Source organism: Bradyrhizobium ferriligni, assembly GCF_056837965.1.
In genome coordinates this window covers 118290-133502 of record NZ_JBXEJO010000001.1, presented here as the reverse complement: position 1 = coordinate 133502, position 15213 = coordinate 118290, and the positions used below count along the sequence as shown (strand labels likewise).

At 65.5% G+C, this 15213-nt stretch carries 15 protein-coding genes; 7 read left to right on the top strand and 8 right to left on the bottom strand.

Going from position 1 to position 15213, the window contains the following annotated elements; all coding sequences use genetic code 11:
• Window positions 1-5: 5 nt before the first annotated feature.
• From AC1VNY_RS00640 to AC1VNY_RS00625, 4 genes are read right to left on the bottom strand one after another with little or no spacing between them, the layout of a single operon-like run.
• Entirely contained in the window at window positions 6-671 is a 666-nt protein-coding gene (locus AC1VNY_RS00640; RefSeq protein WP_038382360.1) for a methionine ABC transporter permease, read from the bottom strand.
• On the bottom strand, window positions 661-1785 hold the full coding sequence (locus AC1VNY_RS00635) for a methionine ABC transporter ATP-binding protein (protein ID WP_482403706.1): 1125 nt from the start codon (window positions 1783-1785) through the stop codon (window positions 661-663). Before AC1VNY_RS00635 ends, AC1VNY_RS00640 begins: the two co-directional genes overlap by 11 nt.
• Before the next feature lie 50 nt (window positions 1786-1835).
• On the bottom strand, window positions 1836-2156 hold the full coding sequence (locus AC1VNY_RS00630) for a 4Fe-4S dicluster domain-containing protein (protein ID WP_016840109.1): 321 nt from the start codon (window positions 2154-2156) through the stop codon (window positions 1836-1838).
• Window positions 2153-3781 carry an FAD-dependent oxidoreductase gene (locus AC1VNY_RS00625; RefSeq protein ID WP_482403705.1) on the bottom strand — a complete coding sequence of 543 codons (1629 nt, stop codon included), beginning with the start codon at window positions 3779-3781 and terminating at the stop codon, window positions 2153-2155. The genes AC1VNY_RS00630 and AC1VNY_RS00625 overlap by 4 nt, the downstream gene beginning before the upstream one ends.
• Before the next feature lie 313 nt (window positions 3782-4094).
• Between AC1VNY_RS00625 and AC1VNY_RS00620 the strand changes: the two genes are divergently transcribed.
• On the top strand, window positions 4095-5435 hold the full coding sequence (locus AC1VNY_RS00620; RefSeq protein WP_482403704.1) for an LLM class flavin-dependent oxidoreductase: 1341 nt from the start codon (window positions 4095-4097) through the stop codon (window positions 5433-5435).
• 5 nt (window positions 5436-5440) lie between these two features.
• Here AC1VNY_RS00620 and AC1VNY_RS00615 read toward each other — a convergent pair whose 3' ends face one another.
• Window positions 5441-6532: an LLM class flavin-dependent oxidoreductase gene (locus AC1VNY_RS00615; protein WP_482403703.1), complete on the bottom strand. Its 1092-nt coding sequence runs from the start codon at window positions 6530-6532 to the stop codon at window positions 5441-5443.
• A gap of 419 nt (window positions 6533-6951) precedes the next feature.
• On the opposite strand from AC1VNY_RS00615, the gene AC1VNY_RS00610 reads away from it, so the two are divergent.
• The 6 genes from AC1VNY_RS00610 to epsC all read left to right on the top strand — a co-directional run bounded on the left by AC1VNY_RS00610 (window position 6952) and on the right by epsC (window position 12400).
• Window positions 6952-7707 carry an ABC transporter permease subunit gene (locus AC1VNY_RS00610; protein ID WP_482403767.1) on the top strand — a complete coding sequence of 252 codons (756 nt, stop codon included), beginning with the start codon at window positions 6952-6954 and terminating at the stop codon, window positions 7705-7707.
• Window positions 7704-8429, top strand: coding sequence for an ABC transporter ATP-binding protein (locus AC1VNY_RS00605; RefSeq protein WP_482403702.1), 726 nt, complete (start codon window positions 7704-7706; stop codon window positions 8427-8429). Before AC1VNY_RS00610 ends, AC1VNY_RS00605 begins: the two co-directional genes overlap by 4 nt.
• Before the next feature lie 10 nt (window positions 8430-8439).
• Window positions 8440-9444 (top strand): NrtA/SsuA/CpmA family ABC transporter substrate-binding protein, encoded by a 1005-nt coding sequence (locus AC1VNY_RS00600; protein ID WP_482403701.1) that lies wholly within the window; start codon window positions 8440-8442, stop codon window positions 9442-9444.
• A 42-nt stretch (window positions 9445-9486) separates the two neighbouring features.
• Window positions 9487-10716, top strand: a complete 1230-nt coding sequence (locus AC1VNY_RS00595; protein WP_482403700.1) for an acyl-CoA dehydrogenase family protein — start codon at window positions 9487-9489, stop codon at window positions 10714-10716.
• A 138-nt stretch (window positions 10717-10854) separates the two neighbouring features.
• Window positions 10855-11427, top strand: a complete 573-nt coding sequence (locus AC1VNY_RS00590) for a flavin reductase family protein (protein WP_057017437.1) — start codon at window positions 10855-10857, stop codon at window positions 11425-11427.
• Between the two features lie 19 nt (window positions 11428-11446).
• Window positions 11447-12400: a serine O-acetyltransferase EpsC gene (epsC, locus tag AC1VNY_RS00585; RefSeq protein WP_482403699.1), complete on the top strand. Its 954-nt coding sequence runs from the start codon at window positions 11447-11449 to the stop codon at window positions 12398-12400.
• A 9-nt stretch (window positions 12401-12409) separates the two neighbouring features.
• Here epsC and AC1VNY_RS00580 read toward each other — a convergent pair whose 3' ends face one another.
• The 3 genes from AC1VNY_RS00580 to AC1VNY_RS00570 are packed head-to-tail and all read right to left on the bottom strand — an operon-like array spanning window position 12410 to window position 15190.
• Complete coding sequence (locus AC1VNY_RS00580) at window positions 12410-13279, bottom strand: ABC transporter permease (protein ID WP_482403698.1); 870 nt, start codon at window positions 13277-13279, stop codon at window positions 12410-12412.
• Window positions 13272-14138: an ABC transporter ATP-binding protein gene (locus tag AC1VNY_RS00575; protein WP_482403697.1), complete on the bottom strand. Its 867-nt coding sequence runs from the start codon at window positions 14136-14138 to the stop codon at window positions 13272-13274. Before AC1VNY_RS00575 ends, AC1VNY_RS00580 begins: the two co-directional genes overlap by 8 nt.
• The gene (locus AC1VNY_RS00570) at window positions 14135-15190 is read right to left on the bottom strand and encodes an ABC transporter substrate-binding protein (RefSeq protein ID WP_482403696.1); all 1056 of its coding nucleotides are present in this window, start codon (window positions 15188-15190) and stop codon (window positions 14135-14137) included. The genes AC1VNY_RS00575 and AC1VNY_RS00570 overlap by 4 nt, the downstream gene beginning before the upstream one ends.
• Window positions 15191-15213 lie beyond the last annotated feature (23 nt).

The window sequence follows — 15213 nt, the reverse complement described above, 5'->3', positions numbered from 1 at the left end:
CACCTTCAGCGGTGGCGCAGCCGGCGATTGACGCGGCGCGCCAGGTAGTCGCCGGCGGTCTGGACGGTCTGAACCAGCGCGATCAGAACGACGACGACCGCCAGCATCATTTCGGGCATGAAGCGCTGATAGCCGTAGCGAATGCCGAGGTCGCCGAGGCCGCCGCCTCCGACGGCCCCGACCATTGCAGAGTAGCCAAGCAGGCTGACCACCGCGAGCGTCAGGGCCAGCACCAGGCCCGGCAAAGCCTCCGGGATCAGGACCTTGAACACGATCTGCAACGGGCTTGCACCGAACGAGGACGCCGTCTCGATCAGACCGGCATCGACCTCGCGGATCGCCGCCTCGACCAGACGGGCGATGAACGGCGTTGCCGCGATGGTGAGCGGCACAATTGCCGCGCCCGATCCGATCGAGGTGCCGGCAATCAGCCGCGTGAAAGGAATAATCGCAACCACCAGGATGATGAACGGCGTCGAGCGGGCCGCATTGACGATCACGCCGAGCACGCCATTGGCTGACGGCGCGGCGAACAGCTCCCCTTTCCGGCTGGTCGCCAGGAAGACGCCAAGCGGAAGGCCCAGCGCGGTCGCAACCAGCGCGGCCACCGAGACCATGAACAGGCTCTCGCCCGTGGCCTGAACGATCAGGTTGATGAGTTCACGCGACATAGCCGAGACGCTCCACCAGAATGTCATGCTGAGAAAGATAGGCCAGGGCCTGCCTGGCCACGGCTTCACCGCCGGGGATGCCGAGGATCAGCGAACCCACGTGCTGGCCGCCGATCTCGTCGATGCGGGCCGACAACAGCGCCACGTCATGGGACAGTTCGCGCGAAAGCCGCGCCACCACGGTGTCGCCGGCTTCGGTGCCGCGCACCTGCACGCGAAGGACCGCCTGCCCGCCTGCAACCGGTTGCGGCGAAAGGCGGCTCGCCAGCGAGACCGGAACACTGTCCCCGATCACCTCGGAAAGGAACGCCTGCGTGACTGGATGCCGGGGATGCGTGAAGATTTCCGCGACATGACCTCGCTCGACGACCTGGCCGCCGTCGATCACCGCAACCTCCTTGGCGAGCTGGCGGACAACGGACATCTCGTGGGTGATCAGCACGATCGTGACTCCGAGCTCGCGATTGATGTTGGCCAGCAAGTCCAGGATCGCACGCGTGGTCTGCGGATCGAGCGCCGACGTCGCCTCGTCGGACAGCAGCACATTCGGCCGTGTCGCCAGCGCGCGGGCGATGCCGATGCGCTGCTTCTGGCCACCGGACAATTCCGATGGATAGCGATCGTACTTGTCGGCAATGCCGACGAGCTCGAGCAGCTCTGCCACGCGGACGGCGATATCAGCCCTGGACCAGCCGGCGATCTCGAGCGGCAAGGCGATGTTGTCCGCCGCCGTCCGCGACGACAACAGGTTGAAGTGCTGGAAGATCATGCCGATCGAGCGCTGCGCCAGGCGGAGCTCGCGGCCGGCAAGCACCGAGATCTCGCTGTTGTCGACGACGACGCGGCCGCTCGACGGCTTCTCAAGCCCGTTGATGAGGCGAACGAGGCTCGATTTGCCGGCGCCGGAGCGACCGATCACGCCGGTGATCGAGCCGCGCGGAATCGCGAAGTCGATCGCCTGCAGGGCATGGACGCTCGGCTTGTCGCGATAGGCCGGATAGACTTTCGAGACCGCTTCGAAGCGGATCATGGCATCGCTCGCGTTCGGAGCGAGCGGAATGGGCGGCAGCGGCGCAACAGGCTGCGCCGTCGTCAGGGATTGATGTACATTCATTCGGTCGGTCCAATTGGGAAATGGCTTCGGTCGCCGGGCGCAGCCCGGGCTCAATGACCAAAGAGCAGATAGCTGCGGTCGATGCCGCGGAGATCGCGCGTCTCGTCGGTCCAGCCGACCGCGCGGCGGTAACTGCCCAACGCGGCAGTCTGCCGCAGCGCGACCACATCGGTCGGGCGAGGCTCCTCCGCATAAGGCGACACGTAAAGCGCGTCCTCGGGACAATACAGTTCGCAGAGGAAACAGGTCTGGCAATCGCCCTGACGGGCGATCACCGGAATCCCCTCCGTCTTGTCGAAGACATTGGTGGGGCAGACATTCACGCAGATGTCGCAGGACGTGCAGCGCTCGGCGTCGATCACCTCGATCATTCCGCGGCCTCTGCATAGCTGGCCTCGGCATGCGGCCGCACCGTGGTCCAGACCTCGTCGAGGCCGCCGCTCGTCACGTAATGGCGTTGGCGGTCGTCCTGATCGGGATAGTCGTCGCGGCGATGCATGCCGCGGCTTTCGTTCCGCGCCAGCGCGCTGCGGTACATCCAGCGCGACGTCGCCAGCATGGCCGCGCTCTCGCGGGCGCGCAGCAGATCGTCTTTGCTCGCCGCATCGGCCGCCGAGGCGTCGGACCATTCCGCATCGAGCCGCGCCAGCGCGCCTTCGAGACGCGAGGCGTGCCGGAAATAGTTCAGCTCATACGGATAGACCTCGTCCCGGACCGCCTTTGCCAGCACGGCCGGCTCAAACGCGCGATCCGCTCTGCTTCGAAACGCAACGGTTCCGGCTGACGCCAGCCGTCGCTGGCGTGCCGGGCCCAGCTGCCTTGCATAGCCGGCAGCGCCCCATCCGGCCCAGGTCCCCGATGACATCGCCCAGGCAGCGTTGTGGCTACCGCCGCCGGTGAAGCCGCCGCAGATCAATTCGCGCGCCGCTGCATCACCGGCGGCGTAGAGTCCCGGCACGCTGGTGGCGCAGCTGTCGTCGACAATGCGAAGGCCGCCGGTGCCGCGCACGGTGCCTTCGAGCCGCAAGGTGACGGGGAAACGCTCCCTGAAGGGATCGATGTCGGTGCGATCGAACGGCAGGAAGAAATTAGGTTGCGACGCGCGCATGTGACGCTGCACGTCGTCGTCGGCCTTGTCGAGGCGGGCATAGACCGGTCCCTGAAGCAGCGCGCGCGCAATCGCCGATCGCCCGCCCTTGGACGCCGCACCGGGAACGACGCTGCCGTCCTCATAGCTGAAGGTCGCCCAGCCATAAAACAGCGTCTTGGTCACGGAGCCGAACGCCGGCGAGATCGCGTAGGGGTTGGAGAATTCCATGCTGCTGAACTCGGCCCCGACCTCCGCGGCCATCAGATAGCCGTCCCCGGTCAGCACGTTCGATCCCAGCGTCTTGCTCAGGAACGCGCAGCCGCCGGTCGCGATGACGACGGCCTTGGCGCGCACGATCCAGCGATCGTGCTTCTGGCGGCGCAAGCCGCTGGCTCCCGCAACCAAGCCGTCGTCATCCACCAGCAGTTCGAGGGCCGGACTGTGATCGAGAATGGTGACGCCGGCCTGCTTGGTGCGCTTGCGCATCAGGCGCATGTATTCCGGCCCTTGCAGCGAGTTGCGCTGCGACTTGCCACTGTCGTCGACAGGGTAAGGGTAACCCCAGGCTGCCAGACGATTGCTGTCCTCGTAGGTCTGGTCGAGCACGCGCGCCATCCAGCGGCGATCCTGCAGGTGCCCGCCCATCTTTTCGCGATTGGCCATCGCCGCCTCGCGCAGCGCCGGCTTGGGATCGACATACCAGACGCCGGTGCCGGCAGCCGCGGTGGCACCCGACGTGCCGCAAAATCCCTTGTCGGCGAGCACGACGCGCGCGCCGCGCTCGGCTGCGCTCACCGCAGCCCACGTGCCTGCCGGCCCGCCGCCGATCACCAGCACGTCAGCGTCGAATTCGACCGAGCCGCCTGGCGCGGTTCGCTGTTCGGCGCGTCGCTCGTGGACTGTCATGGGTCAGTTCTCCGGGCGGCACCGATTGCTTGCAACGCGCCGCAACAGCATCGTTACGCGCGCAGGCTGCTCTGGCAATTTCAGATATTTGCGCAGACTTGGACGAAGCTTCCCCTGCCGCTGTGCGCCGAAGAATATTCATGCGGCGACGGACAGGACGTTCCGTTCATCGCAGAGGATCGACACGGGATTTGTCTGCAGATCGCACGGGAGAGACGGATATTTCTTTTTGCATGGACGCGCCGGCCATTCGTTTTCATGCGGCCAGACAGGCGATACTTCGTGAATCGTCTCACCTCAATGCGTGGCAGCCATGTCCGATCGTCAACTTCACCTCAATGTCAACCTGCTGCACTCCGGCGTATACGCGTCGGCGTGGCGGCTGCCCGAAAGCGATCCTCGCGCCTGCTTCGACGTCGGCCATTATGTGCGCGTGGCTGAGATCGCCGAGCGCGGCAAGCTCGATGCGATCTTCCTTGCCGACACGCCGGCCATCACCGACCGCATCGACTACCGCTCCTTCATGTCGATGGAACCGACGATCGTGCTGGCGTCGGTGGCCGCGGCGACCAGCCATGTCGGGCTGATCGCGACCGCCTCGACCACCTACAACGAGCCCTACAACATCGCGCGCCGCTTCGCGACCCTGGACCTGGCGAGCGGCGGCCGCGCCGGCTGGAATGCGGTAACCACGGCCGACGCGTCGGCCAGCCGAAATTTCGGCCTCGGCAACGTGCTGGAGCACAAGGCCCGCTACGAGCGCGCCAAGGAGTTCGCCGAGGTCGTCCACGCACTGTGGGACAGTTGGGAGGACGACGCCTTCGTCGGCGACAAGTCCTCGGCGCGATTTGTCGATACGTCGAAGGTTCATCCGATCGCGCATCGCGGCGCCCATTACTCCGTGGCCGGTCCGCTCAACGTGCCGCGTTCACCGCAGGGCCGCCCGGTGACCGTGCAGGCCGGCGGCTCGAGCGACGGCCGTGACCTCGCCGCCGCGCAGGCCGAAGCCGTGTTCACGCTGGCCCAGACGATCGAGGAAGGCGTCGCCTATGCGCGCGACCTGCGCGCCCGCGCCGCGGCCTACGGTCGCGCCGGTGACTCCATCGTCATCCTGCCGGGCCTTGCCACCGTGATCGGCAGCACTGAAGCCGAGGCGAAACGGCGGCAGGATGAGCTGTGGGAGCTGGTTCCGATCGAGTACAGCCTCGCGCGTCTCGCCGGCACATTGCAGGTCGATCCTGCGATCCTAGAGCTCGACAAGCCGTTACCCGATCCACTGCCACTGCCGGCCAACGCCAACCACACCATGTTCCAGGGCACGGTGAACCTTGCGCGCCGCGGCAACCTCACCGTCCGGCAATTGTTGCGGGCACTCGGCGGCGGGGTCGGACACCGGATCATCGTCGGCACGCCCGAGCAGATCGCCAACGACATCGAGGCCTGGTTCAGGGCTGGCGCGGCCGACGGATTCAATCTGATGCCCGACGTGTTGCCGACGGGGCTCGAAATCTTCGTCGACAGCGTGGTGCCGATCCTGCAGCGCCGTGGTCTGTTCCGAACCAATTACGCCGGCACCACCTTGCGTGAGCATTTTGGCTTGCCTCGGCCGATCAGCCGCTTTGCGCGTCAGACGGAAACCGCCGCAACCGCGTGACGCAGCTACCGCGAACCCGCCAGCAGTGCTCGGGTATCATTTGCAAAAGATGACGCTGCGCGGACGCGCGGGATGATCTCCTTCGCAAAGCGCTCCATCTCGGCCTCGAAAGGCTGGAACTGCAGCATGAACAACTCGATGCCCGCGGCATGGAACGCCCCGATCCGGGCGGCCACGTCATCATAGCTGCCGACCAGCCCGGCAGCGGTGCCGCCGTTGCTGCCGACCCGCTCCGACTTCTGCATGGTCTGCATCATCACGACCTTCGGATCGGTGTTCTGCCGCTGGACCGCCTTCATCGAGGCGTCCTTCCGCGACAGCTCCAGCAGCCGCTCATAGGCGGCCTGGGCCTCGGCCTGCGTCTGGCGCGCGATCACGAAGGCGGACAGCCCGAAGCGAAGCGGCGCCGAGGTCCGTGGCCGCGCCGTCACGTCGGCAATGAGGCCCGCGACATCCTCGAGCGGCTGACCGTTGATGAACCAGACGTCGCCATGGTCGGCGACCAAAGCACGCGCCGGCTCGGACTCGCCGCCGACATAGATCAATGGTCGCGGTCGGTAGAGGCTCGTCGGCCGCAACAGATAGTCGCGGACGTCGAAATGTTCGCCCTTGTAGGTCAACCGCTCGCCCTGCATCAGGCGCGAGACAATCGTGATCCACTCGCGGCCATAGGCGTAACGGGCATCATGCTCGGCAAAGCCGATGCCGGCCTTGTCGAGCTCGGGCCGGTTCCAGGCATTGACCAGGTTGATCGCGAAGCGTCCGCGGCTGATGTTCTCGATCCCGAGTGCGAGCTTGGCGAGAACCACCGGGTGGTAGAGATAGGGCTTGATGGCCGCGATGATCTCGATCCGGCTGGTCAATGCCGCAACGGCCGCCGCCGCGCTCCAGGCCTCGAGCTGATCGAAATCCTCCTGATGCGGATTGATGGTGTGCTGCGCGATCAGCGTGGAATCGTAGCCCAGCGCTTCGGCGGCAAGCACGAGGTCGCGATTGCGCTCCCACGATGCGTCATACGGCTCCTTCGGATCCTGATAGGCCGCGCGCGAACCATGGACCAGCGCCCAGATGCCAAAGCGAAGCGGTCGTGTCGACATTCTGTCTCTCCGATTTCCCTGACGTTACGTCGGCGTGTTTTCAAAGAAGCACGGCGGCAGATCAAGCAGCGGCGCATCAAAAGATTATCCTTGCCGCGCGGCGCGCGCCGATAAACCAGAAAACTCCGGACGCAGCGACAATTGGAATACGGCTCTATTTCTGTTCGAGAAAATTCGTGGGACAGTTTGCGTCGCATGAGCCGCGCGCCCTTTCGAACGACGACGAACCGTCGATCGAGAGAACGGCAGACCATGCCGCGCGCGATCAATGACGTCCGCGCGCCGTGTTGGATGAGGACCGAACAGACTTGAGCAACCTCGAACAGGCTGCGCCATCAATCGCGTTTGATTCAACGCCGCGCAGCGATCAACCCGCCTCGCCGTCCCGGAAGCCACGAGTAGAGATCGGCCGGCGCGGCATGCTGCTGCTGTCGTGGCTCGCCCCGGTCGTGCTTCTGATCGTCTGGGAATTGCTGGCGCAGGCCGGCTGGCTCTCGCTGCAGGTGCTACCGGCACCGAGCAAGGTCGTCCGGACGGCATTCAAGCTGGCGACGTCCGGAAGCCTGCTGAACGACCTCGGCGTCAGCCTGCTGCGCGCAACGGCCGGTTTTGCGATCGGCGGCAGCGTCGGGTTCGCGCTCGGCATCCTCGTGGGCTTCTCACGAATCGCGGAAGCCGCGATCGACCGCAGCATCCAGATGATCCGCGCGATCCCGTTTCTCGCCGCGCTGCCGCTGGTGATCGTCTGGCTCGGCGTCGGCGAAGCCCAGAAGATCTTCCTGGTCGCGCTCGGCGTTGCCTTCCCGATCTACATCAACACCACGCTGGGTATCCGGCAGGTCGACCCGAAGCTGCTCGAGCTCGGCCGCGTCCAGGGCCTCGGAACGCTCGCGCTGATCCGGCGCGTCATCCTGCCCGGCGCCCTGCCCTCGATCCTGACCGGTGTGCGCTATGCGCTGGCGACCGCGTGGCTGGCACTGGTGGTCGCGGAGACCATCGGCGCCCAGTCCGGCATCGGCTTTCTCGCCATGGATGCGCGCGAGTTCCTGCGCACCGACGTGATCGTGCTGACGATCGTGATCTATGCGCTGATCGGTGTCGCTGCCGACGGCATCGCACGCGCCCTGGAGCGACGGCTATTGGCCTGGCATCCGAACTATGGAGGCGCGCGATGACGCTGCACGCCGTGCCCTCACCGGCCGCGATTGCGCCGGCCGTCGTGGTGACGGGACTACATCGCGCCTATGGCAGCCGCGTGGTGATCGAGAACCTCAACCTGCGCATCGAGCGCGGCGAGTTCGTCGTCCTGCTCGGCGAAAGCGGGTGCGGCAAGACCACGCTGCTGCGGGCGCTGGCCGGCCTCGATGCGATCGACGGCGGGCGCATCACGGCACCACGGCGTCCGGCCGTCGTTTTCCAGGAGCACCGCTTGCTGCCGTGGGACAGTCTGTGGCGCAACGTCTCGCTCGGCCTCAATGCGAGCGACGCCCGTCAGCGCGCCGCCACCGCGCTCACCGAGGTCGGACTCGGCGGCCGTCTCGATGACTGGCCGCGCAACCTCTCGGGCGGACAGGCGCAGCGCGTGGCGCTGGCGCGCGCGCTGGTGCAGGAGCCCGAGCTGCTCCTGCTCGACGAGCCCTTTGCCGCGCTCGACGCGCTGACCCGCATTCGAATGCACGATCTGGTGCGCGAACTGGTCGCCGTCCATCGGCCCGGCGTTCTCCTGGTCACCCACGACGTCGACGAGGCGATCGCGCTCGCCGACCGCGTCCTGGTGATGCGTGAGGGCCGGATCGCGTTCGAGCATCGCATGAAACGTAACGGCGCAGCGCCGATCGCCCGCACCGACCTGCTGGCGGAGCTCGGCGTCGGCACCTCTCACCCCATTCCTGCCTGAGGACCATTCGATGTCTATCCCACGGTTCACCAACCCCACCCGTCGCAGCTTCCTTGGCGGTGCCGCCCTCGGCATCGGCGCGCTTGCCGGCTTTGACCTGTCCGAGCCGGCGCATGCGGCGACCGGCCGCGTCACCGACACTGTACGTCTGACCTGGGGTTTGAGCGGCCTCAATCTGATCGCCAAGGAGCGCGGCGAGTTCGAGAAGCTGCTGGCCAGGGACGGCATCAAGGTCGAGTGGCTCGGGCCGTTCCCCAATCATGCACCGACGCTGCAGGCTGTGACCGGCGGCAGCGCCGATTTCAGCTTCGGCGGCAGCACGACGCCGGCACTCGCCGCGATCATCGCCGGCTCGCCGCTGGTGTTCACGCAATTCGTGGTCTACGAGCCGCGCACCACTGCGATCATCGCGCGGGATGACTCCGGCATAAACAAGGTCGAGGATCTCGTCGGCAAGTCGGTTGCGGTGAACCGTTCGGGTCTCGGCGAATTTCTGCTGGTTGCGGCGCTCGAGAAGCACAAGGTCGACCGCTCCAAGGTGACGTTCGTCTATCTTAACCCGCCGGACGCAGCGCCGGCGCTGGCCTCCGGGAAGGTTGACGCCTGGTCGATGTGGAGCCCGGGCGTCGACATCGCGCGGCTCGAATACAAGGCGCACGACATCTTCCTGGAAGGTCGCGATCTCGAGTTCCAGATCGACTACACGTCCTACCTGACCACCCGAAAATTCGCGACCGACAATCCTGCGCTGGTTCGGGCCGTCAACGATGCCTTCCGCGCCGAGGGCAAGTGGATCTCCGCGAACAGCAAGGATGCCGAATACATCGCGCAAAAGGCCGGCAAATACAGCGACCAGGTCCGCGACCAGTTCATCGCATTGAACCGGCAGTATCGCTACTTCGCCGCCAACGACGAAAACTTCCTCGCCGAGCTGCAACGGGCCGCCGACTGGCTGGTCGCGCGCAAGGTGCTCCCGGAGCCGATCAAGGTCACCGACCATTTGGCCCAGGTCTGATCCACAACCGTCCGACTAATCAACGCGCTTCGAGTGACACCAATGAACAAGCCCTTATCCGCTACCTCGCTGGAGCCTTCCGACCGCCTCCGCAGCCACGCGCCCGATATCGACGCGCTGCTTGGCCGCATCGCGGAAGGCGCCGCCGACCGCGAACGCGAGCGCGTCCTGCCGTTCGCGCAAGTCGATCTCATTCGCAAGGCCCGCCTCGGCGCGTTGCGGCTTCCGACCGAAGCCGGCGGTGCCGGCCTGTCGATTCGTGCATTGTTCAAGATCGTCATCGGTCTCGGCGAAGCAGACGCCAATGTCGCGCATATCTTGCGCAACCATTTCAGCGTCGTCGAACGCCTGGTGCGCCGGCCGAAGGACGATCAGCACAGGCAGTGGCAGAAGGCAGTCGCCGACGGCGCGATCATCGGGCTTGCGGCGACCGAGCTCGACACGCCCAAGGTCGGCAACGTCACGCCGAACACGACACTCACTTCCGACTGCGACGACTTTTTGCTCAACGGCACGAAATACTACAGCACCGGCACGCTGTATTCGGACTACGTCCTCGTTCGCACCGCCGACGCATCCGCCACCAATGCCGCCGTGCTGATTCCGGTCAACCGCGAAGGCATTGAGCTCATCGATGACTGGGACGGCCTCGGGCAACGGTTGACGGCGACCGGCACCACTCACTTCCGTAACGTGCGCGTCAAGCGCCAGGAGGTCGTGTTCGATGCACCGGACACCGGCTATGGCATTCCCTACTCCAACACATTTGCCCAGCTGTTCCTGACCGCGATCAATGCCGGCATCGCGCGCGCCGTGCTGCGCGACGCCAGCGCCTTGGTGCGGACCCGCAAGCGGACGTTCTATTACGCGCCGAGCGAAATTCCGGCGGACGACCCGCTGCTGCAACAGACCGTCGGCCAGATCGCCAGCGGCGCATTCGCCGCCGAGACCGTGGTGCTTGCCGCCGCGGAGGCGCTCGATGCCGCCACAGACGTTTTCGATGCAGGCAACGAAAACGCCGTCGATGCCGCGCACAAGGCGGCGCTGCTGTCGGCCAAGGCCAAGATCGTTGCGGACGAATTCGCGATCCGGAGCGGCAGCCTGCTGTTCGACGTCGGCGGTGCATCGGCCACCAAGAAGGCGACCAATTTCGACCGCCACTGGCGCAACGCGCGCACGCTGGCGTCGCACAATCCAAACACCTTCAAGGCGCGCTCGATCGGACAATACGAGATCAGCGGCACGCCGCTACCCGCCAAGGGCTTCTTCTAGAGCCCCGCTCCGATCGAATCGGAACGGAGCTCTGGATTGTTGTTTTGATGCGTTTTCTTCACGCGAACCGGTATCCACTTCGCTCGAAAACGCTCTGGCGAGGTCCAATCCGGCGAGGCAATGCAAGGGAGAATCCCGATGAGCAAGCCGGATATTCATCTTGTGGACGCCGACCACGAGATCGAGCGTCAATTTCGCCTTGTCATGCGCCGCCTCCCGGGCGGCGTTTGCATCATCACCGCAGGACAGGGTGAGGACATCACCGGCATGACGGTGACCTCGCTGACGTCGCTCAGCGCCAGCCCACCCCGGTTGCTGGTCAGCATCAACCGGCAGGCGTCGTCCTTCGCGCCGATCGCCCGCCATCGGCTGTTCGGTGTCAACATCCTCGGCTCCGACCAGCAGGCCCTGGCCGAGCGCTTCAGCAATGGCCGGCTGAAGGGCAGAGAACGCTTCGAGGGCACCGACTGGACCCATGGAGCCTCGGGCGTGCCGTTGCTGCAGCGGTCGCTTGCGATGATCGAATGCCAGGTCGAGGAGATCATCGAGCGGCATTCCCATGGCATCATCGTGGGCCGCCTCGCCAGCATGGAATTGTCGCATCGGCTGTCCGGCCTCACTTACTGGAACGGACAGTATGTCCAGATCGATCACGAAGCCGATCTCGACCTATTGGCCGAAGTCAGCATTCCTCTGGCGCATGTCCGTTAGAACAGAGAAAGGGTGCAGCATGAAACGCGAATTGCCGCCAGCATCGCCTCCGTCAACGGCCGGCGCGGTCAGCAGACCACCAGGCCGCTGGCAGCTCGACCGGATCGTGGCCGAGTTGCGCACGTCGCGGGAGGAGACCCACAGCATCCGGCAAGACGGCGAGGCTCGCCGTGCCCCCTCGCGCGACGCGCTGGAGGCGATCCTCGACGGCCTCACCGAGGCGCTGTTCCCGCGTCACTACGGCCAATCGGACCTCGACGGCGAGAATATCGACTATTTCGTCGGCAATACGCTGAGCACAGCATTGGATTCGCTCGGCGCGCAGATCCATCGCGGCGCGCTGTTCGTTGGCGACGAGCTGGAGCCCGGCTTTGTGCATGAGGAGGCGATCGAGCTGACACGCGCATTCGCCACCCAACTGCCGTCGGTCCGCGGATTTCTGATCAACGATCTGCGCGCTGCATTCGTTGGCGACCCGGCGACGCGGAATTTTCCCGAGATCCTGATCGGCTATCCCGGGATGACCGCCATCATCCAGCATCGCCTTGCGCATCTGCTCTACCAGATCGGCGCGCGGCTGGTGGCTCGCCTGATGTCGGAGATTGCCCACACAAGGACCGGCATCGATATCCATCCCGGCGCCCGGATCGGCTCCGGATTCTTCATCGATCACGGAACCGGCGTCGTGATCGGCGAAACCGCCATCATCGGCAACAACGTCCGGGTCTATCAGGCCGTCACGCTCGGCGCGCGGCATTTCCCGACCGACGACGAGGGCCATGTGATCAAGGGCGACGCCCGCCATCCGATCGTCGAGGATGACGTCGTGATCTACGCCGGCGCAACCATACTCGGCCGGATCACGATCGGCCGCGGGTCGACCATCGGCGGCAACGTCTGGCTGACCAAGGACGTGCCGCCGAACAGCATTGTGACGCAGGCCACCGCACGAAACAGTCCGAGCGGCGCCTGAACCACGATCTCACGCGGCAACCTGTGCCTTCCATCGCATCAAGCGTCGTTCTAGCGCCTCCAGGACGGCATTGAATGCCAGCCCGATCGCGGTGATCCCGATGATGCCGAAATACATCTGCGGGATCAGGAAGCTGTACTGGCTGTTGATGATGAGATAGCCGAGACCGGCCTTGGCGCCGACCATCTCGGATGCGACCAGCACCAGCATGGCTGACGCACTGGCGAGGCGAATGCCGACAAAGATCGTCGGCAGCGCCGCCGGAAGGATCACCTTGCGGAACAGCTGCTGCGCGGTCGCGCCCATGGTCCGCGCGGACTTGATCAAGAGCGGATCGACCTGCTTCACCGCGGCGATGGTGTTGAGCAGCAGCGGCCAGGCGCAGCTATAGACCACCATCGTGACCTTCGAGAGCTCACCGATGCCGAGCAGCAGGATGAACACCGGCAACAGCGCAAGCGGCGCGGTATTGCGGCAGATCTCGATGAACTGGTTCAGGAGATCGCCGAGCCTTGTGTACCAGCCGACGGCCAGCCCGAGCGGGACGAACAGCACGACCGACACCAGAAACCCGCTCAGGGCGCGGAGCAGGCTCGCGGAGGCGTCGTCATAGAGCTCGCCGGTTTGCGCGAGCTGCCAGCCTGCGGCGATAACGTCAGAGAAGGGCGGCAGGAACACCGCGTCGATCAAGCCGAGCCTGGGCGCGGCCTCCCAGATCGCCAGAAGGGCGATCAGCAGCAGGGAGCGGCGCCCGAAAGCTGCCAGACCGCGGGTCGCGGCGCGGACCGCGCTCACCAGCGGTGACCGCGCCGCCGGCGTGTGCTCGTCTCGCCGCCCATGCGCGAGCTCCAGCAATGTCAGCATCTCTAGGCTAGACATGAGCGACTTCCTTCACTTCACGGTCGACACGGCCTGCGCTGACCCTGCCCGCCGATTGCCCCTGCTGCGCCTTCTGCACTTCCTCGCGGAGCAGGCTCCAGATCTCATGGCGCACGCGACCGAATTCCGGCAACGAGCGCACATCCTCGGCTTCGCTGCGCAAGGCCGCGGGGATGTCGACAATCTGTTTGATCCGGCCCGGACGCGACGTCATGACCGCCACGCGCTGACCGAGCACAACGGCCTCGTCGATGCCATGAGTGATGAAGATGATGGTCTTGCCGGTGGCACGCCAGATCCGCAGCAGCTCGCCTTGCAGCGTTTCGCGCGTCTGGGCATCGAGCGCGGCGAACGGCTCGTCCATCAGCAGCACCTCCGGATCATAGGCAAGGCTGCGCGCGATCGCGACGCGCTGCTTCATGCCGCCGGAGAGCTCATGCGGATAACGGTCAGCAAAACCCGATAACCCGACCAGGTCGAGGAAGTGCCGCGCGATCTCACGGCGTTGTTTCGGCTTGAGGCCGGCGATATCGAGCCCGAACTCCACATTCTGCGCGGCGGTGCGCCACGGAAACAGCGCGTATTGCTGGAACACGACGCCACGGTCGCGCCCGGGTCCGACGATCGGCCGGCCATCGAGCAGGATGCGGCCGCTGGTCGGCGTCGCAAGCCCGCCGAGCAGATCGAGCAATGTCGACTTGCCGCAACCGCTTGGACCGACCAGGGCCAGGAATTCGCCGGCGCGCACGTCGAACGTGATGTCCTCGAGCGCGGTGAAGCGGCCCGCTGGCCGGCCTCCCTCGCCTCGGGTGACGAACTCCTTGCGGACCTTGTCAAAACTGATCTTGACCGACGTCATCGCGCCTCCGCCGTCTTTCCGGGACGGAAATAGTTGAACTCGTTGGTGTAGGTGTCCGAAGCCTTGATCTGGCCCGGCTTGAGCAGGCCGTCCTTGACCAGCCAGTCGATCCAGACCTGCAGCTCGGCATCCGAGATCACACCGCCCTTGGACGCGACGCCGGTGCTCTTCCAGTACTTGATCGAGGAGGCATCCTCGTTGCGCTTGCGCTCCGCGATGATCCGGTCGAAGCGGGCCCGCACTTCATCGGGCGGCGTTGTCTGCGCCCACTGAATGGCCCGCGAGATACCCTCAACCAGCTTGCGAGCGGTGTTCGGATTGTCCTTGATGAACTTCTCCCGCAGCACATAGGCACCGCCGGTGAATTGTCCGAACAGATCGGTATCGTTGAAGAGCGAACGGATTCCACCACGCTCCAGCGCCTTGTCGCGCAACACGCCGCTGAGCGCGCTCACCTCGACCTGCCCTTGCCGCAGCGCCTGCTCGCCGGTGACGGGTGGGACCGCCACCAATGTCACCTGCTTGGCCTCGCCGGCGCCAAGGCCGTTCCGCGCCAGATACTCACGCAGCACGAACTCCAGATGGGCGCCAAGCGTATTGACCGCGACCTTCTTGCCGATCAGGTCGCGGGCCGTCTTGATCGGGCTGTCGTCCTTCACATAGTAGCCGTAATAGGTGTTCGCGTCGGAACCGTAGTAGCCGACCACCGCCTTGATCGGCGCCTTGGCCGCGATCAGCTTGATAATCGCGCCATAGAAAGCGCCGCCGACGTCGATGTCGCCGGTGACGACGGTCTGGATGTCCTGCGGTCCGCTGATGGTGTTGCCGACCCATTTGAGCTTGAGGGGCGCGAGGTAGCCGAGGTCCCCGGCGAGCTCGGTGAACGTCACCTGCCCGGCCCAGCCCTGATAGCGGATCTCGGTCTTCTCGAGCGGTGGCTCGGCGAAGGCCGGAGCGATCAGGCCCGCCGCAAAGGCGCCGGCCAGCAGCAATCGCGCCGCCCGGCGCGCGGCGGCTCGCCGCGCGCGCAGAATTCGAATGATGGTATTCATCGTGTTGCTCCAATAGGCGACAA